Origin of the sequence: Microcystis sp. M44BS1 (genome assembly GCF_020244875.1) — a bacterium.
Classification (GTDB): Bacteria; Cyanobacteriota; Cyanobacteriia; order Cyanobacteriales; family Microcystaceae; genus Microcystis; species Microcystis panniformis.
The window spans coordinates 1-20,935 of the sequence record NZ_JADBVM010000115.1; the positions used below are offsets into that span (position 1 = coordinate 1).

Annotated in this window: 17 protein-coding genes and 2 pseudogenes; 9 read left to right on the forward strand and 10 right to left on the reverse strand. The window is 44.6% G+C overall.

Features of this window, described 5'->3' with window-relative positions; translation table 11 throughout:
• Positions 1-1,837 (forward strand): non-ribosomal peptide synthetase (locus IM515_RS08435; RefSeq protein WP_287629668.1); only part of this gene is annotated, 1,837 nt, incomplete at its 5' end.
• A gap of 277 nt (positions 1,838-2,114) precedes the next feature.
• Positions 2,115-2,594 (forward strand): hypothetical protein, encoded by a 480-nt coding sequence (locus IM515_RS08440; protein ID WP_043995662.1) that lies wholly within the window; start codon positions 2,115-2,117, stop codon positions 2,592-2,594.
• A 154-nt stretch (positions 2,595-2,748) separates the two neighbouring features.
• Here IM515_RS08440 and IM515_RS08445 read toward each other — a convergent pair whose 3' ends face one another.
• Together IM515_RS08445 and IM515_RS25875 are read right to left on the reverse strand one after the other, a co-directional pair.
• Complete coding sequence (locus IM515_RS08445; RefSeq protein ID WP_002750786.1) at positions 2,749-2,907, reverse strand: microviridin/marinostatin family tricyclic proteinase inhibitor; 159 nt, start codon at positions 2,905-2,907, stop codon at positions 2,749-2,751.
• Positions 2,908-3,119: 212 nt separating this feature from the next.
• Positions 3,120-3,328: pseudogene (locus tag IM515_RS25875) on the reverse strand (MvdC/MvdD family ATP grasp protein); the annotation flags it as partial.
• Between the two features lie 72 nt (positions 3,329-3,400).
• On the opposite strand from IM515_RS25875, the gene IM515_RS08450 reads away from it, so the two are divergent.
• The 5 genes from IM515_RS08450 (at position 3,401) to IM515_RS08470 (ending at position 9,110) form a co-directional block, all read left to right on the forward strand.
• Positions 3,401-4,189 (forward strand): class I SAM-dependent methyltransferase, encoded by a 789-nt coding sequence (locus IM515_RS08450; RefSeq protein WP_287629669.1) that lies wholly within the window; start codon positions 3,401-3,403, stop codon positions 4,187-4,189.
• A 38-nt stretch (positions 4,190-4,227) separates the two neighbouring features.
• On the forward strand, positions 4,228-4,962 hold the full coding sequence (locus IM515_RS08455) for an SDR family oxidoreductase (protein ID WP_287629671.1): 735 nt from the start codon (positions 4,228-4,230) through the stop codon (positions 4,960-4,962).
• A gap of 396 nt (positions 4,963-5,358) precedes the next feature.
• Positions 5,359-6,594: a DNA sulfur modification protein DndB gene (locus tag IM515_RS08460; protein ID WP_287629672.1), complete on the forward strand. Its 1,236-nt coding sequence runs from the start codon at positions 5,359-5,361 to the stop codon at positions 6,592-6,594.
• 158 nt (positions 6,595-6,752) lie between these two features.
• A complete protein-coding gene (gene dndC / locus IM515_RS08465; RefSeq protein ID WP_287629673.1) occupies positions 6,753-8,354 on the forward strand; it encodes a DNA phosphorothioation system sulfurtransferase DndC in 1,602 nt (533 codons plus the stop codon).
• A 63-nt stretch (positions 8,355-8,417) separates the two neighbouring features.
• Positions 8,418-9,110 carry a M15 family metallopeptidase gene (locus tag IM515_RS08470; protein WP_287629674.1) on the forward strand — a complete coding sequence of 231 codons (693 nt, stop codon included), beginning with the start codon at positions 8,418-8,420 and terminating at the stop codon, positions 9,108-9,110.
• Between the two features lie 78 nt (positions 9,111-9,188).
• Here IM515_RS08470 and IM515_RS08475 read toward each other — a convergent pair whose 3' ends face one another.
• A complete protein-coding gene (locus IM515_RS08475; protein ID WP_002765033.1) occupies positions 9,189-9,593 on the reverse strand; it encodes a response regulator in 405 nt (134 codons plus the stop codon).
• Positions 9,594-9,675: 82 nt separating this feature from the next.
• On the opposite strand from IM515_RS08475, the gene IM515_RS08480 reads away from it, so the two are divergent.
• The gene (locus IM515_RS08480; protein WP_287629675.1) at positions 9,676-12,363 is read left to right on the forward strand and encodes a DNA gyrase/topoisomerase IV subunit A; all 2,688 of its coding nucleotides are present in this window, start codon (positions 9,676-9,678) and stop codon (positions 12,361-12,363) included.
• A 3-nt stretch (positions 12,364-12,366) separates the two neighbouring features.
• Positions 12,367-13,050, forward strand: coding sequence for a YdcF family protein (locus IM515_RS08485; protein WP_287629676.1), 684 nt, complete (start codon positions 12,367-12,369; stop codon positions 13,048-13,050).
• Positions 13,051-13,248: 198 nt separating this feature from the next.
• Here the strand turns inward: IM515_RS08485 and kdpC are convergent, their stop codons facing one another.
• From kdpC to kdpA, 7 genes and pseudogenes are all read right to left on the reverse strand, one after another.
• Positions 13,249-13,893: a K(+)-transporting ATPase subunit C gene (gene kdpC, locus IM515_RS08490; RefSeq protein ID WP_002765028.1), complete on the reverse strand. Its 645-nt coding sequence runs from the start codon at positions 13,891-13,893 to the stop codon at positions 13,249-13,251.
• A gap of 2 nt (positions 13,894-13,895) precedes the next feature.
• Complete coding sequence (gene kdpF, locus IM515_RS25880) at positions 13,896-14,102, reverse strand: K(+)-transporting ATPase subunit F (protein WP_071591814.1); 207 nt, start codon at positions 14,100-14,102, stop codon at positions 13,896-13,898.
• A 139-nt stretch (positions 14,103-14,241) separates the two neighbouring features.
• Positions 14,242-15,180, reverse strand: coding sequence for a DNA cytosine methyltransferase (locus tag IM515_RS08495; RefSeq protein WP_287629677.1), 939 nt, complete (start codon positions 15,178-15,180; stop codon positions 14,242-14,244).
• Positions 15,181-15,256: 76 nt separating this feature from the next.
• Complete coding sequence (locus tag IM515_RS08500) at positions 15,257-16,465, reverse strand: RNA-guided endonuclease InsQ/TnpB family protein (RefSeq protein WP_287629678.1); 1,209 nt, start codon at positions 16,463-16,465, stop codon at positions 15,257-15,259.
• 261 nt (positions 16,466-16,726) lie between these two features.
• Positions 16,727-16,972 (reverse strand): annotated as a pseudogene (locus IM515_RS08505) (HindVP family restriction endonuclease); the annotation flags it as partial.
• Positions 16,972-19,131 (reverse strand): potassium-transporting ATPase subunit KdpB, encoded by a 2,160-nt coding sequence (kdpB, locus tag IM515_RS08510; protein WP_002765026.1) that lies wholly within the window; start codon positions 19,129-19,131, stop codon positions 16,972-16,974. The gene kdpB and the pseudogene IM515_RS08505, both read right to left, overlap by 1 nt.
• Before the next feature lie 15 nt (positions 19,132-19,146).
• Positions 19,147-20,892 carry a potassium-transporting ATPase subunit KdpA gene (gene kdpA, locus IM515_RS08515; RefSeq protein ID WP_287629681.1) on the reverse strand — a complete coding sequence of 582 codons (1,746 nt, stop codon included), beginning with the start codon at positions 20,890-20,892 and terminating at the stop codon, positions 19,147-19,149.
• Positions 20,893-20,935 lie beyond the last annotated feature (43 nt).

Consider the following 20,935-nt stretch of genomic DNA (forward strand, 5'->3'; position numbering starts at 1 on the left):
ACAAGAGGTACTAGAAAAAGGTGCGCCACAACGGTTGCTTCATGTCTATGGTCCAACGGAAAATACAACGTTTTCTTCTTGGTATTTAGTGGAAAACGTAGCTTCTACAGCGACAACTATTCCCATTGGTAAAGCGATTGCCAATACCCAAATCTATTTACTGGATAAAAATCTGCAACCTGTCCCGATTGGTGTAGTAGGAGAATTACATATTGCTGGTGCAGGATTAGCCAAAGGTTATCTTAACCGTCCCGAATTAACCCAAGAAAAATTTATTCCTAATCCTTTTGAGAAGGATGAAGTGATCCCCCCAACCCCCCTTAATAAGGGGGGCAATGGGCCGTCAAAATTATATAAAACAGGAGACTTAGCGCGTTATTTACCCGATGGTAATATTGAATATGTAGGACGGATTGACAATCAAGTAAAAATTCGCGGTTTCCGCATTGAATTGGGAGAAATTGAGGCTGTACTTAGTCAAAATGAGGCGCTACAGTCTTCCTGTGTGATTGTTCGTGAAGATAATCCGGGGGAAAAACAGTTAGTTGCTTATATTGTGCCTAAGCTAGGAGTAAAGCTAACAAGTGGCGATTTGCGTCAATTTCTTAGCGATAAATTGCCCGGTTATATGGTTCCGGGTGCTTTTGTGCTGCTGGAGTTTTTCCCTTTAACAGCTAACGGAAAAATTGATCGCCGTGCGTTAAAAGCTCCCAGTAACACCAGTGATTCAGACAGATTTATTGAAGCGCGTAATCAGTTAGAATTAAACCTCGTGCAAATCTGGTCAAAAGTGCTAAAGATTGACAAAATTAGCGTGCAGGATAACTTTTTTGATCTCGGTGGCCATTCCCTTTTAGCTCCTTATTTAATCACCCAAATTAAAGAACAGTTAGGCAAAGAAATTGCCGTAACTACAATATTTCAAAACCCAACTATTGAACAGTTAGCGACCATTATCCAAACCGATGCAGATTCCTCTAACCAGTCTTGTTTAGTTCCTATTCAACCCCAGGGTTCAAAGCCGCCTTTTTTCTGTGTTCCAGGCGCTGGAGGACGACCATTTTATTTTTACCATTTAGGACGTTATTTAGGAAAAGATCAACCTTTCTACAGTTTTGAAAATGATCTCTATCAACAGTTTGGAGAAATCAGTCGCATTGAGGATATAGCCAGTATTTATCTTCAAGCCATGCAGGATTTACAACCCCAAGGACCCTACTTTTTGGGAGGACATTCCTACGGTGGTAATGTGGCTTTTGAAATGGCTCAACAGTTGGTTAATCAGGGTGAACAAGTGGCATTACTAGCAATCATTGATTCTTCAGCACCCACCTATAAAGACAAACAAATTTTGCTTGATTATATTAATTGGGATCATGCGCGGTGGTTAGCTGAAGTCAGCAAAGGTATCGAAGTTTATTTAGATAAAACCATCGATATTTCCTATGAAACTCTTCAAGTCTTAACAGTGGAGGAACAATTAAAATACGCCTTAAACTTTTTTAAACTGGCTAATATGCTTCCCCCCAATGCGGAAACTAGGCAGCTTGAAAAAATTGTCCAAGCCTATAAAACTAGCTGTTTATGTCTGATTGATTATCTCCCTAAACAGATTTATCCGGGTAAAATTACGATTATACGGGCCGGTGAGGAATTAGCTGATGATCCAAATAAAGATTTAATAGCTAGAGATTGCGAGGATTCTTCTTTAGGCTGGAGTGAATTTTCTACAGAGCCAGTTGAGATTCATTTCGTCCTAGGAAATCATGTCTCGATTATGGTGGAACCCCATGTCCAGATTTTAGCTGAAGAATTAAAAGTTTGCCTTGAGATTTGATACCAAACCCGTTTTTAAGACTATGGTTAACTGCCAATTCAACTTTAAAAACTCAGTTATCAATTGTTTCTCCCCAATCTCCTCTATCTTTTAAACAGGATTTAATCTAAGAACTGACGATTTTCTACAAGTTGTGTGAACGGGAAGACTAATGTAGAATGCTGCAAGGCATCTGATTGCTAGACAGCCAATTTGTATTCTTTTGCCTTACCATGGATTTTATATGACTGAAATCCCGACCAACCAATCCAACTTAGTGATTTTAGGAGTCTCATCAATGACGGAAACTACTGAAACGGCCATTCCCAATGATTTTCTCGGAATTAATCCCACAGAAATCAACAAAAAACTTGTCTCCTGGGGAATTTCTCTGGACGAAGTTGTTCAAAAACTTGCTTCTCTTGGACTTCCCGGCATTATTTTTATTATTGCTGTTGCCGCCTCCAGCACTACTGCCTATCCTATGATTTACGCACTTTTTGGGTTAGGCGGTCCACTGGGACTAATTGGTGGACTTGGGGTCTTAGGCCTCTCTACCATTATTGGCGACATTGTGACGGGTTATGGCATTGAGGCACTGCTTAAAACAGTCTATCTCAAGCGTCGTGAAACAGAAACTCAAGAATATCTCATCAATGAGGTGGAAGGTTTACCAATTTCTCAAGTTCTAAAACTTAACCTGAAAAAGGCTATTGAAGTAGAAATTACTGCCGAAGAACCTGTTGCTCCCAAAGAAGTCGAAATTGCTGAAGAGTAGTTTTAACTTAAGTAAGCACTGCTGCCTCCACCGGCCAATTGACTTGTTTAGCAAACCCTAAATACAACAAAAAACCGCCATAAATCTTACTCCTGCTTGACTTATGGCGGCAGTTTATTTCTGTCTGAATTACTGAAAGCAATCTTTAAATTAATTAACTATCTTCCCAGTCAGAAGGCCATTTCCAAGTCCAAACGGGAGCGGGTTCAGAATCAGGGGGGGAATCGGGAGTCGGAGCCTCGTCTTGGTCCGCAGATAAAAAACGAGCAAAGAAGGGGATTGCTTTACTTTGTTCGCTATTAGGATAATTCATGGTCATTCCTAGTTTTGAGTAGCAGCTTTTTCAAGATAGCTGCGATTACCCTGTGATAGTAACATATATTGCCGTCTTACTCAAGTCAAATCCTCACCTTACCCGCACTCCCATCGGTGACACTTATAGCGGTATTCAGAGTCATCAGGTACGCCAGTTTCCTTCCCTGTTCTCCGCTCCCCATTCCTAATTCAAAAGCGATAACTTCTGTCCCTGACCAGATATGATAATATAGATTGATGGTTATAGGTTAATTGATAAAAACTTTTTTTACCATTAAATTGGGCTGTTAGTTGAACCTCTCAGGGAAATTTATCGGTATCTAAGGGAAAAGGTGCGGCTCTTTTTTTTCTATCGCCTCAGCCACGCGGTCAATATCTAGCACCTTAACACCAGTTGGGCAAGCCTTGCTATAACCCACTTCCCGCTCTACTAAGCCCAATCGTGTTAGACTAATGTAGTTTTTTGTCGCGAGAGTTAAGTGATTTTAACAATGGATAAAAATGAATGGATTAGTAGATTCGATGATTTAATTTGTAGTCCTTCGATTCGAGAGTTTTATGGTGAAAGAGAGTTTTTTAATGTCGGTTATTGGCTCTCCCATACTCAAGATCAACAGGAAGCATCCTCTACTCTGATGGAGAAACTTTTAGAATTTATTCCCAACAAACAGGGAACAATTCTTGACGTTGGCTGCGGTTTAGGAGCAACTACTCATTATCTTCTCAAATATTATCCATTGACAGCAATTGTAGGGATTAACATTTCTCCGACACAAATTGCCAGAAGTCTCTTGAATTTTCCCGAGGGTAAATTTCTGTTAATGGACGCAGTAGAGATGGATTTTGCCGATCATTCTTTTGAGCAAATTATTTGTGTAGAAGCGGCTTTTTATTTTAATACTAGACAGCAATTTCTCCAAGAAGCTTGGCGAGTATTAAAGCCGGGGGGAACCTTAATTCTCTCAGATCTGAGTTTTGCCACAACGGAACTTTTAGGGGATTGGACAGTTCCCCAAGCAAACACGGTCAAAGATAGGGCAGAGTATCAAAATCTTTATCAACAGACAGGGTTTAAAGATGTTCAATTTGTCGAGGTGACGGAGGAGTGCTGGTTCAGACATTTTCGCCATCTTAAGTCTTGGTTAACCGAGGAATTGCAATCAGGAAAATTAGACGAAGAAACCTATAATTTAAACATTAAGCCTCTCGATAATTTGCTAAGTTCCTCGGTCATAACTTATTGGTTAGTTGCTGCCCAAAAACCAGTCAATATACTGTAATAGTTGTCAGTTTTTCTTGAATTTTTGGAGACAAAAAAATGTTTGATTCCTTATCGGGTAAAAAAGTCGTTATTATTGGTGCAAGCTCCGGGATTGACCTAGCGATTGCCGAAAAATTGCTCTCCCTGGGGGCAAAAGTGGTGCTTTCCCATGCTTCTCAAGAGAAATTAGCTGCCGCCGTTGCCCTAATTTCCGGGGAAATTGAAGCCAAAACTGTTAATTTTTTACAAGAAGATTCTGTTAATACCTTTTTTGCAGAAATTGGCAACTTTGACCATTTAGTAGTCACCTCTCTGGGAGACAGAAATATGCCGCGAGCCTTATTAACTGAAATGACCACAGAAACGGCCCGGGGAGGTATGGAGAAATTCTGGGCAACCTTTTTAGCAGTGCGTGGCTCCCTGAAAACTTTGGCCAAGGACGGTTCTATTACCCTGACATCCAGCGTCACTATGTTCAAATATTCCAAAATGGGCGGAATTTCCGTCATAGCCGCCGCTAATAGTGCCGTAGCCGTATTTGGACGCGCCCTCGCCCTAGAACTCGCTCCTATTCGCGTTAACGTTGTTGCCCCCGGATTAATAGAAGATACAAGCATCTGGACCAGTCAAGGTGATTCGGAACGCTCCGACCTGAGCAAATGGGCGGTTTCTGCTCTACCTGTCGAACATTTAGGGCAACCCGAAGAAGTCGCCCTAGCAGTATTGAGTTTGATTATCAACCCCTATATGACAGGGGTGGTTTTACCCGTGGACGGTGGAGTTACTCTTTAATCCCTAACTGGACTTAAACCCTCAACCCGGGAAAGTGATACTAAATCCTCTTTAAAAGGTATAGGAGGGAGTGGGGAGCGGGTTTTTAAAGTTGGATTAAGGGTTGATCATAGTACATAAGTTTTGTAGTATGCGATCGCTGTTTTGGGTATCTTACCTATACCCCGATGAATTTTACCTATTAATCCACTTTTCGACTGCAAAAACCAAAATCAGTCCATATCTTGACTGCAAAAACGGTATTTTAACTTTATATGGGCTATTGACAAGCCTAAAAGCTTTCTTTAAACTAGATTCAGTACATAAACAAAAATTCCGATAAGTACCTATTGCAGTAGGACTTCTCGGACGTTTGTATGTACTTAATTGTTTTTGGACATTTTTTCAAGGTTAATTATGACTCAGATCACATCGGCTGTCAATGACGACGGCTACCGTTCCACTGCTGACATTGTACACTGTCAAAGACAAGATGAAGCGCAGAGTTTAGCTTTCGCTGATTCGGCCACATCAGGAGCGAGAGTTTTTAATTGTCATGTGTACGAACAGGGAAGAAGAACTCATCTAGTTTTTTCTCTACCTTGTAGTCTGCTGATTGAATTGGCAAAATTACAGAGTGCTGATTCCAAAAAGAATAAGTCTAACGCGGATGAAGTCATGAACAGACCGCTCATTCGTCAGCACGTTAACGAGATTGCAAAGTATTTGCTAGATACGGACCAGTATATTTTGCCCCCATTCATCTTTAACTCGAATACACCGATCAAAGTTTTTACCTATGGTGCAGGTCCAGTCAAATTCGGTTATGCTGTTATGCCAATAGATGTAGAACTTTATGTTACTGATGGTCAACATCGGTTAAAAGCGATCGAAAAAGTTTTACCTGAAAAACCTGACTTGCGTAACGACAGCGTAACTGTGCTGGTGGTTCAAGAAGCAGATATGGATCAAATTCATCAAGATTTTGCCGATTGTGCCAAAAATAAACCCATCCCTCCTGCTTTATTGGCTGCTTTCGACGTTACCGATCCTCTTGCTAAGTTGACTCGGACAATTACTAAAGATTTAGTCATTTTCAATGGACGGATTGATAAAATCTCTCGTACTATCGGAAAAGACACCAAATATATGTTTACTATGAGTCAGTTAAGAATCGGCGTCGCTGAATTTCTTTTTGGTTCATCTCGAAAACCAGTTATAGAATCTCATTTTCGTCAAAGCAAGAGTGAATTTTTGCTGATGTCAGAGAGACTGAAGATTTTTTACACAGAATTCGCCAAAAATAACGATACTTGGCGACTTTTGCTACAACCCGCATCTCAAACGGTCAATCTCAACTTATACGATCTCAGACAACAGCGTGTGGATTTTAATACGGTTGGGTTTCAGGTACTCAGTCGCATTGGACATTTCATCTTTTTTGGCGAAGAATTCACTGATTTACAGCGAGAAGCTCTAATTAAAGCACTTGCAGGTTTGGATTATACCCGTGACTCAGCTTTATGGCTAAATAGTATCGTGATTGATGATGCTGGTGCTAAAAAGATAGTTACACAGACAACAGCAGTCGATAAAGCGTTTAAAATCGCCAGAGATGCCGTACAAGAGAAAACTGGTATATCTTTAATCTAGTTTCGAGTAGATTTAGAGCAATTCAGTCTTATATACCTTCTGAAATCACAAACAGAGATTGAGCAGTTTTGCTTTTTCTCTCTTTTCCTGTGCCTATTGATAGGTTTTACTAATTAGACATAGAGTATAGAGAGGAGAACTTTAAAAGTATATATGTAATGACCGCAATCCAAACCTCTCTATTACCGAATCGTACTATTGATGAGTTCGTAGAAGATATTAAACTACTGACTCAAGAAGTACAAAAGCTCTACTGTTTAGATGAGATTCCTTGGATTATTGGTGTTTCTTGGGGAAAAGATAGTTCAGCAGTTTTACAGTTAATCTGGAATGCGATCGCTGCCTTACCATTAGAGAAGCGACAAAAAACTATTCATGTCATCACCACCGACACAATGGTTGAAAACCCCATTGTCTCTGCATGGGTTAGAAAGTCAATGGAAAAGCTGGAAAAAGCTTCAGAAGCTCACAGAATGCCATTTAAATCACATTTACTCTATCCTGCTGTGGAAGATCGCTTTTGGAGTGGATTAATAGGTAAGGGTTATCCTGCTCCCCGTTTGAAATTTCGTTGGTGTACTGGAAGACTGAAAATTAACGCTTCTAATAACTTTATTCGTGAAGTCATCAGAAATTGTGGGGAAACAATATTAGTTTTGGGAATCCGCAAAACAGAAAGCTCTCGTCGTGCTAAGGTGATGGAAAAATTAGAAGCTAAAAGACTTCGCGAGCGTTTGAGTCCTAATGCAAATATGCCCAATTCTCTCGTTTATAGTCCGATCGAAGATTGGCGTACTGATGAAGTATGGATGTACTTAATGCAGTGGGAAAATCCCTGGGGAGGAGATAACAAAGAATTATTAGCAATGTATCGAGGAGCGACTGCGGATAATGAATGCCCCCTAGTGGTAGATACTTCCAGTCCTAGCTGTGGAAGTTCCCGTTTTGGTTGTTGGGTTTGTACTTTGGTAGATAAAGATACATCTCTGAGTATGATGGTTCAGAATGACCAAGAAAAAGAATGGTTACAACCGCTCGTAGAACTTAGAAATGAATTAGACCTTTTGGATGATAGAGAGAGACGTGATTTTCGTCGTCTTGTTGGGAAAGTACAATTATTTGAAAGAAACTTAAATGGAGAAATATCGATCGAACCCATACCGGGCCCTTATACTAAACAATGGCGGGAATATTGGCTGAGAAGGGTATTAGAGGCTCAGGAGAGCGTGCGTACTAATGCCCCAGAGGAGATGAAAGATATTACCCTAATTACCACGGAGGAACTCAGCGAAATTCGCCGGATTTGGAGGGAAGAAAAGCACGAATTTGATGACCAATTACCAAAGATTTATAAACAAGTGACAGGAGAAACTTTTCAAGACCCGCGACCGGGAGCGGATAATAATCTTTTGGGGAGTGAAGAATGGGATATACTCGCGGATATCTGTGCCGAGGATTCCATGCACCTAGAATTATTGGCTAAACTAATCGATACAGAACGTCAATATTTTCTCAAAATCTCTCGCAAGGGTATTTACAAAGACCTAGAAAAATGCTTTGAGTCTAGTTCTCGTAGTAAAGAGGAAGCGATCGAAAATGCTCGTTATGTCTATGATCTAAAGAATGCCGCTCAAAGTGGCAATATTGCTCAGGTGAAAGAACAACTCAAAGAGAGTTTTAGTGAACCGGAAAAAGACCCACAAAAACAGTTAACTTGGGCCAGCATGAAATTCCCTACAACCGATGAGGAGGAAGAATAACGGGTTTATGTAAACTGGCGATCGAGTTGACCATCAATAAAATTACCATTTCCCGACGACGCGATGAAACCCTACCAAAAAATTCCTATTCGTGAATGTGGGGAACCCCTAGTACCTATACCCGCAGATAAGTTTGTTATCCCTTCTCCCCATGCTTACGAGAAATTAGGAGCTAATTATCGGGGTAAATCTCCCTATTTTTTGCGACAAGGGGTGTTAAATCCCCTGATTGACGCTCAAAACCGTCTGCAAGTCTATCAACCCGGTTGGCAAATTTTGATTTTTGATGCCTATCGACCGATCGAAGTGCAACAATTTATGGTCGATTATACTTTTCAGACTCTCCTAGACACAAGAGGATTAGCCAAAGAGAAACTATCGGAGGCAGAAAGTCAAGCGATTTTAACAGAAGTTTACACTATTTGGGCAATTCCCAGCGATAATGCCGCCACCCCGCCACCCCATAGTACCGGAGCGGCGATCGATATTACCCTAGTGGATGAGAAGGGACAAACCATCGACATGGGAGGAGAAATCGATGAGATCGGAGAGCGATCGCATCCCGATTATTATATCGCCGCAAAAAGCCCACGAGAACAGAGTTATCATCAAAAACGAGTTTTATTAGCTAAAGTGATGGAGGAGGCGGGATTTAGCCGACATAAGGGGGAATGGTGGCATTTTTCCCTAGGGGATCAGATGTGGGCCTGGTCGCTCGATCGAGCCTACGCCATCTATGGCAGAGTGGCGGATTAGGGAGATAGCTGTTAGGGGTAAACTGAAAGCAGCCACCCTATATCAATACTGATATACTAACAAAAGAAGACTCAAAGCTTAGACTGAATCCCGAGGGATAATCGCCAAAATTTGCTCAACAAAAGCTTGGTGATCAACCACCGGTTTAGAAATATAACCATCGGCCTGACTCTGCTTGAGAAAATTCTCTCGATCGCCCTCCATAGCGTGAGCGGTGACGAGAATAACGGGTAAATCGGCGGTTTCGGGGTTAGCTTTGAGAATTTGGCTGATTTTAATGCCATCTACCGCTTTCCCTTCATAGACACTATGGGAGAGGGAGACATCCATTAAGATCACGTCCGCTTCCTTATCCCGAGCAATACGAAGCACTTCTTCCACGTCTTCGGTCCCTTTAACCTCTAGACCACCTCGTTTGGTCAAAATTTTGGCAAAAACGCGAAAATTAATCGGGTCGTCTTCTACAATCAAAACAGTCGTCATAGGGATGCTCAGGGATAAACAAGGTTAAAACGGACAAAATGCCTTATGATTCACAGCTAGACAGATTGAAAACGAGAGACTCATGGCCAAACAACTGGATTTCTTAGCTAGTGGTCAAATTATACCCACGGCCTTACACCAAGAGATGGAACGATCCTATCTAGAATATGCCATGAGTGTGATCGTGGGGCGAGCCTTGCCGGATGTACGCGATGGACTAAAACCAGTGCATCGTCGCATATTATACGCTATGCACGAACTGGGTTTAACTCCCGATCGCCCTTTTCGTAAATGTGCGCGGGTGGTGGGGGATGTCTTGGGTAAATATCATCCCCACGGCGATCAGTCAGTGTACGAGGCACTGGTTCGTATGGTACAGGATTTTTCCAGTCGTTACCCACTTTTATCGGGCCATGGTAACTTTGGTTCGATCGATAACGACCCCCCGGCGGCCATGCGTTATACAGAAACCCGTTTGGCCGGCATCGGTGATCAGGCGGTTTTGGGGGGAATTAGCGAAGCTATCGTTAATTTTAGCAGTAATTTTGATAATTCTCAACAGGAACCCGTTGTTTTACCCGCTCAGTTACCGATACTGATTCTTAATGGTTGTTCAGGTATTGCGGTGGGGATGGCGACTAATATTCCTCCCCATAATTTAGGGGAAGTGGTGGAAGGTTTAATCGCTTTGATTGATAATCCCGATTTAAGCGAGGAAAAGTTAGTAGAAATTATCCCTGGGCCCGATTTTCCCACGGGAGGCGAGATTTTAGATGATACCGGCATTCGGGAGGCTTATCGCACCGGTAGGGGGATTATTCCCGTGCGCGGAGTGGCGAAAACTGAAACAATTATCATTGAGGGCAAGCGCCGAAGGGAAAGGACGGCAATTGTGGTTACTGAGTTGCCTTTTCAGGTGAATAAGGCTGCATGGATTGAAAAAATCGCCGAATTAGTTAATTTAGGGAAATTGGAGGGAATTGCCGATATCCGCGATGAAAGCAATCGCGAAGGCATTCGGGTGGTGATTGAATTAAAGCGGGAAAGTCAACCGCAGCAGGTTTTGGCCGCTTTATACCAACAAACGGCCCTACAGACTAATTTTGGGGCGATTATCCTCGCTTTGGTCGATAATCAACCCCGGCAGTTGTCTTTAAAAGAAGTTTTACAGGAATTCTTGCGCTTTCGAGAAACAACTCTCACCCGTCAGTATGGCGATGAGTTGCAACAGGCCAGCGATCGCTTACACCTAGTCGAGGGTTTATTATTAGCTTTGCAGAATATCGATCGAGTGGTGGATATTCTCAAAAATGCTCCCGATGGGACGACGGCTAAGTATCGTTTTCAGGCAGAATTGGGCATTAGTGACGCACAAGCTGATTCTATCTTGGCTATGCCTCTGCGTCGTTTAACTGGTTTGGAAAGACAAAAGTTAGAGACGGAAGCGACGGAATTACAAACAAAAATTCAACAGTTGGAAACTCTCCTCCATAACCGTCAGGAGTTTCTCAAGTCTCTGAAAAAAGAATTGCGCTCTTTAAAGAAAAAATTCGCCGATAGCAGACGGACAAAAATTCGCACCGGCAAGTCGGGGGACAGGAAACAGGAGACAGCAGGGAAGAAACAGGATTCTGTGGTTAAAAAACAGGAGACAGTCCCGATGAAAAAATTTTCACCCCCACAGATGAAAGAGGTTTCCTTCCCCACACCCCACACCCCACACCCCCCCGATGTCGGGGGGGTAGGGGGGGTCACACCCCACACCCCACACCCTACACCCTCTTTGAAGTCAGAAGTTAAAAAACAGGAGAATAAAGTTAAGAAAAAGTCTGAGAGTGAGAATGCACCGAGTTTAAGCCTATTTACGCCCCAAGAACCCCCAGAAAATGCGATTTTATTGCTTGATGCCGAAGATAAAATTAGTTGGACGACAGCGGAAGAGCGAGCGCCGGACCGGGGTTTAATTATCTATCAACAGGCGATCGAAAAACGGGAAAATTTCCTAGTTATCCTCGATAATGCCAAAGCTTACCCGATTGCTATCCAGGAAGTCCCCCCGCAAGCGAATCAACCGGTGTTAATCTCCAGTCTGCTGACCAAAACCGCCCAAAAAGAGTCAGAAGCGGTGTTAAATCAATTTTTCTTCACAGAACCTCAAAAAAATCAAGAATTGCTTTTACTGAGTCAACAGGGGCGAATAAAGCGACTTCCCATCAATGAATTAGAGGGGGTTGGTAGTCGGGGTTTGTCCCTGATGAAATTGAAAGAAGACGATCGCCTATATGGTGCTATTTTTACTCACGAGGGCCTGGACTTAGCGATCGCCACCAGTAGCGGTCGGGTGTTGCGTTATCCCGTGCGCGAGGAATTATTGCCAATGATGGGTAAATCTGCCCAGGGTTTAGCAATTTTGCGGTTGCGCTACGGGGAACATCTAGCTGGTTGTGTTTCTCTCCCTCATCGGGAAAATCTGCTGCTGATTTCGGGATTAGGTTACGGAAAAAGACTGGCGATCGAGAATTTACGTTTATCACAATTAGGCGATCTTGGTTCACCTGCTTTACAATTCGTTAACAAACAGGATAGTTTAGCGGCCATGGTAGCGGCGCGGCCGGGGAGTATAGTGTTATTAAGTACCAATCAGGAGCGAAAACTACCCTTAGAGGTGGAAACTGTGATGGTTACGGGTAAAGACGGGACAGGTTCACAATTAGTCAAACTCAACCCCGCAGAAAAAATTATCAAAGTACAATTGTTACACCATCTCTAAACAATGGCGAAAAAACCGAAAAATGTTGCGCGTAAACACCGGCATTGGCAAAGATGGTTAAAACTAACTCTGATTCTGGTTTTTGGGTTTATTATCCTTAATTTAGCGATTAATCTAGCCATCCGCTGGCCAATTAATCAACAAAAACCCGTTGATGCCATCTTAGTTTTGGGGGGCAGCATTCGTCGGGAAATTTATGCAGCTAATCTGGCCCAGCAATACCCCAATATACCGATTTTGATTTCCGAAGGCTCGAAAGACCCCTGTATTTTATTACTATTTGAACGAGCAAAAGCGCCAAAAACTAACGTCTGGTTAGAAAAGTGTGCCAATTCTACCTTCGGCAATTTTTTCTTTGCTGTGCCAATTTTAAAACAATGGGGAGTACATAAAGTAAAAGTTGTCACCTCTCCGACTCATTTACCTCGCGCTCAATGGTTAGCAGCAATTCACTTGCAATCCCACGGTATAGCAGTAGAAATCGATGCAGTCAGAGAAATTGGTGTGCCGGGTAATCACGAATCAAAGCTAAAAACTGGGTTAGATGTGACTAGAAGTATAATTTGGGCTTTTGTCGGACAATTAATCTCTCCCCCCTGTTGGCAAGTTATCCCCTTAAATTCCGTTGATTTAGAAGCTTGGCGAGATCAAGGTTTTAAATGTGAATCTCAAGGTAAGATCAGGTAAAAAATCGGTGGGGGTGGGGTTTTACCCATTTTCAGGGGGTCAATTACCTAATTTTCAGGGAAAAAGTCCAGGGATTTTACCCCCGATCCCTCCAATGGTCGGCACTTTTTAAGGGAAAAAAAGTCTAAAAGCCTTATCCAACAAGGTTTTAAGATTTATTCAGCAAGCCCTACTTAAATAGGATTTAGTATCAGAGGCCTATCGGGTATTGGCGATCGCATCTAGAGCCAGATTCAGTTTCAGCACGTTAACCCCCGGTTCGCCAAAGATGCCGAGAAAGCGCTCGTCGGTGTTTTTGATAATCAGTATCTCTACTTGATTCGTCGGTAATCCCCGCACCCGCGCCACCCGCTCGATCTGCGCTCTGGCGGCCTCTGGGGTGATATGGGGATCGAGACTCGATCCAGAGGTATATACCAGAGCGGCGGTGGGTTTAATTCCCGCTTTCTCTAATCGAGGAATCTCCCCCTCTATAGCTTTCGCTGGATCAGGATCGGGTTTTCCTTTAATGCGATCGATTAATACAGGGTTACTGGGAGCTAGGTTACTCGCGCCCGAAATTCCGGTTTGCAGGATCTTGTTAGGATCGTTTTTCGGATCGGCCGTACTGTAGGCGGTGGTACTCGGACGACTATTAAAATAGCGATCGCTGGTGAAAGGTTGCCCAATTAGAGCCGAACCCACCACTTGACCTTGATTATTGGTAATTAAACTCCCGTTTGCTTGCCAGGGAAAAAGAATTTGACCGATGGCGATCATCGAGAAAGGATAGATCAGCGCAGTGATCACCCAGAGAACTAGGGTAGAACGGATGGCTCTACCGGCCTCGCGTGCAAAACTCATAATTAAAACCTCTCCGGTATAAAGATGACAAAAAATAGGTAGATAAATAAAGCAAAGGCGACTAATCCTAAAAGGGTTAACGCGAAGGCCTGCCCCCTATCGATAGTGCTTCCCGTAGAAGCTTGAACGATGGAGGAGAAAAGAATTGTTAGACAGAAATTTAAGAAAATATACCAGAAAAATCGGTGTTTTCTAAGGGATGCTTTCATAAGAATTAGAGTTTTTGGGAGATTTGTTTTTGCCAGTAAATCAAGAAAATAAGTAAGTAGGCGTTAAAAATTATCAGGCACCCCTCTTATCAAGGGGGGATTAAGGGGGGATCAAAGACAAAATCTATTTTCAATTTAATTATAACCACTTACTTAGCTGTAGTTGTCGATCGGTTATCTTTTTCCCCTTTTTCAATTCATAGTTAAGAATACATTGGCCCACATATCTAGCCAAATTAACAGGAACCGCATTGCCAATCATTTGTTCTAGATTAGATTTTGTTCCAGCAAAAATAAAGTCTTTAGGAAAAGTTTGGATATAGCTTCGCTCGCTCGTTGTTAGCGGTCTTAATTTTTCCTGAAGATGACAAGCATCACCGGGATGTTGTCGATAGGTTTTGGGAACTGGTCGATTTACTCCTCGAATAGTAGGGCTAGGTTCATAAATACTGAATATCGCCCTTCTTTGATAGCTTCTAGGATGTCTATAATAGTATTCTATATCTAATTCTTTGCCCATATAGTCAAATACAGTCAGAGGTTTACTTGATAGATTTCCATTGATTTCATCGATTAAAAAATCGTCTTCTTCCTTCATTTTACCGATCAGAAAATATCTTTTTCTAGTTTGAGGAACTCCGCAGTAACAAGAATTAATAACTTTTCCAGTTAAACCATAACCATGGCTTTTAAAAATTTGTTTTGCTTGAATGAGTATTTTACTTTTCTCAATTCTATCCACATTTTCCATAACAAACCATTGGGGACTTACTCTAGTGACAATTTCAGCGAATGTGAGCGTTAGACTCCCTCGTCCTAAACCCTCGTTTCTCTTACCGGCACTGGAAAAGTCTTGACAAGGAGGGCTACCGACAATAATCTCAGGATTATATTGAGCCAATATTTCTTGGTTAGATTCTCTAGATAAATCGACATTAAATATCGGATGACTAAAGTTATTTCTATAGACATCTATAGCAGGTATCCAATTATCAAATGCAGCCACAATAGTAAACCCCGCTTTTTGGAACCCTAAAGATAAACCACCACAACCAGCGAATAAATCGATTGTGATCATTTTGCTTTCTCCTCTAAATTGACTCTCGAAAGCGTAAATTGACACTCCCATCGCGCTTAAGCGAGGGATTCTTGGTTCACTGAGTTTCCTTAATCTGGCAGGACGTATCCAACCAAACCAGAGGGAATCTCTCCCCAAGCGTATTAGTTTCCGTGTGTCCCACGGTACTTAGTCCCTTTTTGAGAATGTTGATAGCGGCGTTAATATCTCTATCTTCTACATAGCCACAATGGGGACAAACATGGGTTCTCGTAGATAGAGATTTAGGGACTTTTTGACCACAATTAGAACAATCCTGACTGGTATTATGAGGCGGCACTGCTACTGTAGCCTTACCATATTTAAAGCCAAAATACTCTAACCATTGTCGAAAAGTTGACCACGCCGCATCATTAATAGATTTAGCTAGTTTAGAGTTTTTTACCATGCCTTGAATATTTAAGTTTTCGTAAGCGATGAAATCGTTAGATTTAATGACGCGCAATGCCTCTTTTTCGACAAAGCCTTTACGTTGCCTACTTATTCTTAAATGCTTTCTAGCATATCTCTTTCTAGCTTTTTGGTAGTTGTTTGATTGGGGTTGACCTTTTCTAAACTTTTTAGATTTCTTCCGATTCAGTCGGTTTAATCTTTTTTCTGCTTGGCGATAGTATTGCGGTATTTCTACTGTTTCCCCATCACTGTTAGCGTAGAAAACTTTTAAGCCTACATCCAATCCCACACATTTCTTTGTTGGTTCTAGGGGTTTAGCATATTCCCGAATATCAACGCTAAGACAGAATTGGACATAATAACCATCTACTCGTTTAACAATCCTAACTCGTTTAATTTCGTCAATAGGGTAAAAGTTTAAGTCTCTGGTTCCTTTTAGTTTAACCGTGCCAATGTTTTTCTTATCTGTGAAAGTTATTTTCTTTCTATCCTCCGATAGTTTCCACCCAGAGTTTTTGTATTCCACAGAACGATTATTTTTCTGAAACTTAGGATAACCCTTTTTACCTTTAACCTTTTTCTTACAATTGTCATAGAAACGAGCAATAGCTGACCATGCCCGTTCGGCCGATGCTTGTCTAGCAGTAGAATTTAGAGTATCGACAAACTTGAACTGCTTGGCGAGAACTGCACAATATTTATTGAGAGAATATTTATCGATTTTGTCTTCTCTCTTGGCATCCATCCAAAGCCTTAAAGCCTTATTTCTGATGAATTGTACTGTACGAATAGCTTCATCAATGGCAGAACACTGACTTGGTTTGACCACGGCTTTCATTTCTAAGACAATCATTGTTTATCGACCTCAAACAACTTATTTTATTTTAACCTGTAGAGCATCGGATTGTCAAGATTTTAGTGAACACTGAGATTGTCGAAATGTGAACACTGAGATTTTACATTGAGCCTTTACATTGAGCCTTTACATCGAAGCCCCTCGAAATGTGTCGAAATGTCGTGCTTCGTGTCACTGAGCTTGTCGAAGTGCTGTTTTGTAATGGTCGGGGTTTCATCCCGTCTCTAAAAGCGAGGGTCTTTACCCCGACATTCAAGATAAATTATCGGAATCGGGAGCTAGACCGTATAACTCTTTTGTACTTAACTCCGCAGGTTGAATTTTTAAATTTTCATCGAGTTTCAGATATACATTTTTCAGTCCTTTCCCATCTAAGTAAGCGCACAAAGAAGCTGGAAATGAGGAATTAAATTGATTTTTACCCCAGGTTTCTTTTTGGGTAAAATCCCGATTCGAGTGCTTCAATCCGAATAAACTAGGCTTAAATATTGCAGATTTTGCCATTACCTCAACCCGATCGCTGAAATTATCTCATCAATAATCTTAATCGCAATAAACGGCGCAATCATGCCCCCCACGCCGTAGATGAGGATATTGCGCCGCAATAGTTGGTCAGCGGTGAGCGGGCGAAATTGAACGCCTTTAAGTGCTAGGGGAATCAAAACGGGGATAATCAGGGCATTGTAGATCAGGGCTGAGACGATCGCCGATTGAGCGCTTTTCAAACCCATAATATTTAAAGCACCGATCCCAGCGGCGGCGAAAATTGTCGGGATAATGGCGAAATACTTAGCAATATCGTTAGCTACCGAAAACGTGGTCAGGGCGCCGCGGGTAATTAATAACTGTTTGCCGATGGTCACTAAATCGATCAGCTTGGTCGGGTCAGAATCCAGATCCACCATATTAGCCGCCTCCTTCGCCGCTTGGGTTCCAGAGTTCATCGCCACACCGACATTAGCCTGGGCCAGTGCCGGTGCGTCGTTAGTGCCGTCCCCCGTCATGGCAACTAACTTGCCCTGGGATTGCTCGCGACGGATCACCTCGATCTTATCTTCCGGGGTAGCCTCGGCGATAAAATCATCCACCCCCGCCTCCGCCGCGATCACCGAGGCCGTGATCTGGTTGTCGCCGGTGAGCATGATCGTTTTCACACCCATGCGCCGTAATTGGTCAAAACGCTCTTTTAATCCTGGTTTCACTATATCTTTGAGATAGATCACCCCGTAGATATCGTTACCCCGACAGACGGCGAGGGGAGTTCCCCCCAAACGGGAAACCCTTTCCTGGGCCTGATCGAGGGTATCGGGAACGGAACCACCCCTAGAACGGACGAAACCTTTAATCGCTTCTACGGCCCCCTTGCGGTATTCCTCGCCGTCTCTATCGGTGCCGCTCATGCGGGTACGAGCCGAGAATGGGATTGCCTCGCCGGGTTGACCATCGATGGGGGGGGTTGCGCCCAAATTCCGGGCTAAGGCAACGATCGAGCGTCCTTCCGGGGTTTCGTCGCAAAGGCTGGCCGCTAGACAGACGCGGGCTAATTCCTCGAGGTTATGACCGTTGACGGGGATAAATTCGTCAGCCAGCCGGTTGCCGAGGGTGATCGTTCCCGTTTTGTCGAGAACGAGGGCATTGACGTCACCGCAGGCTTCCACGGCGCGCCCGGAGGTGGCGATGACATTAAACTGAGCCACACGATCCATCCCGGCGATGCCGATCGCGCTCAATAAACCGCCGATCGTCGTGGGAATGAGAGCGACGAGGAGGGAGATCAAGATGGCGATACTGGAACCGGCTCGAAAGGTATTCGCCACCGCAGGACTGAGGCTCGTTTCCAGGAAACCAGCGATATAGTTCCCGATCGGCGGAATCGTGGCGACGACAATTAAAAAGACTTGGGTTAACACGGCCAGAAGTACCGTCAGCGCGATCTCGTTGGGGGTTTTCGTGCGCTCGGCCCCTTCCACCAGGGAGATCATGCGATCGATAAAACCCTGGCCGGGATCTTGGGTGATCCGCACTGTCAACTCGTCCGAGAGAAGCCGCGTACCGCCGGTGACGGAACTGGCGATGTCGGTGCCGGGTTGTTTGAGGACCGGGGCCGATTCTCCGGTGATCGCCGATTCATCCACCGAACCGATTCCCTCGATCACTTCCCCGTCGGCGGGAATCACGTCCCCGGCCACCAGTTTCACCCGATCGCCCCGACCCAAGGCCGTGGAACTGACCGACTCGATCGAGCCGTCGGCCAGGATTTTTCGGGCGGTTGTGTCGCTGCGGGTGGAGCGTAGGGCATCGGCCTGGGCTTTCCCCCGTCCTTCGGCGACGGCCTCGGCGAAGTTGGCGAACAGCACCGTGAAGAAGAGGATCAGGGTGATGATGCCGTTAAGTAGCCGTTGTTGTCCGCTGTCTGCGGCGATTGTGCCGAATAGATTCGGGTTGATCGTGACTAAGGCCGTGACGATCGTTCCCAACCAGACCACGAACATGACTGGGTTACGCACGGCGATGCGCGGGTCGAGTTTGAGGAAGGACTGCCGGATCGCACGTTGATAGAGACCTGTCCGGTTTACCTTGGGGGTATGGCGGCGGTCGTCCCGGCGACCTCTCGGCACTCGCAACGGTCGGGGGGACTTAGAATTTCCTTTGTTCGTTCTCATAAATTGTCTAAACTCCTAGCCGATCATCCGCGGGATTTGAAAGGCTTCTGCGATCGGCCCGAGGGCCAATATCGGCAAGAAAGTCAGCGCGCCGAGAATTAAAATCACCCCCGCCGTCACGCCGGTAAAGAGTCCGGTATCGGTGCGGAGGGTTCCAGTGGTGGCGGGAACCGGTTGTTTGCGGGACATCCCATCGGCTAACAAGAGCAGGGCGGCGATCGGGATATACCGTCCAACCAGTAAACTGAAGGAGGTGCTGAGATTCCACCAAAGGGCTGTGAGCGTCGGTTTTGCTCCATCTGCGATCGCGATCGGCGAGGGTTGGGAATCTCCTAGTCCCTCGAATCCTGACCCGTTATTGGCGGCGGCGGAAGCGTACTCGTAGATAACTTGAGATAATCCGTGAAAGCCGGGGTTACTGATGCCCTGAAAGTCAGGAAAGGCAAGGGCGATCGCTCCAGGGATGAGGATGGCGATCGGGTGAACCAGCAGAATTAAAAAACTGGCTAACACCACTTCCCGTTTCTCAATTTTGCGCCCGAGGAATTCCGGGGTTCTTCCCACCATTAGCCCGGTGACGAATACCGCAAGGATTAGATAGGCAAATAGGTAGGCGGTACCAGTACCCTGGCCTCCGAAAACGATTTGCAGGAACATATTCGAGAGGGTGACGAAGCCGCCGTTCGGCATCAAGGAATCGTGCATGGCGATCACCGCACCGCACATGGTGGCTGTGGTAGTTACCGCGTACAGGGCCGATTGCGCCCAACCGAAGCGTACTTCTTTGCCCTCGAAGTTAACCGCTCGCTCCACCCCTAGCAGGGAGTTAACCGCCGGGTTGCCGTTATATTCCCCGATCGCGGTGATGATCGTAAAGCCGATTAAAATACTGAGGGGAATTAGATAGATTAACCGAGCTTGCTTGAGATTATCGGCGAAAATCCCGTAGGTATAGATCAGGGAGGTGGGAATCGAGAGAATCGCTACCAACTGCACCAGATTGACGAATCCGTTCGGGTTTTCCAAGGGGTGGGCCGAGTTGCTGGTGAAGAAGCCGCCGCCGTTTTCTCCCAATTCCTTAATGATCTCGAAGTGGGCCACTGGACCGCGGGCGATCGCCTGACTCAGGTTGGGGTTTTCTAGCGTCGGCAAGATCGCCGGGCCAGCGAGGGTTTCCGGGACTCCGGCGATGATCAGGGCAATTGCCCCCACGATCGAGATCGGTAAGAGGATACGGGTGATCGCTCGGATCAGATCCACGTAGAAATTGCCCAACGGTCGCCCCGTCAGTCCCCGAATAAAGGCGATCCCCACCGCTAGACCGGTTCCGGCCGAGGTGAACATCTGGTAGCCAAGACCCCAGATCTGACTCCCGTAGCTGAGGGTGGTTTCTCCGGAATAATGCTGTTGGTCGGTGTTGGTGATAAAGGAAATCGTCGTATGTAGCGTGGTGTCCCAAGTGGGGGCGGGGATCCCCGTCGGGTTGAGGGGAAGGACTCCTTGGCCCGCAATCAGGGAAAAAACCAGAACTGCTATTACCGCGTTACTGTAGAGAACGGCGCAGGCGTACTGCCATCCAGTCATATTCTCTTTCCCTTTCACCCCGACGAAGCTGTAAAGAAGATTCTCGGCTCGATCGCACAGTGGGTCGAGTAGGGTTCTCCGTTCCATGAACACCCTAGCCATATAGCGCCCGAAAAAGGGGGTGATTGCCACGATTATCAGGATCGTGAGCGCGATTTGAATCCATCCTTGCAACATGGTTCGATCAACTCCAAAAAAAGGCCCGTCGAGGCTCGATCAA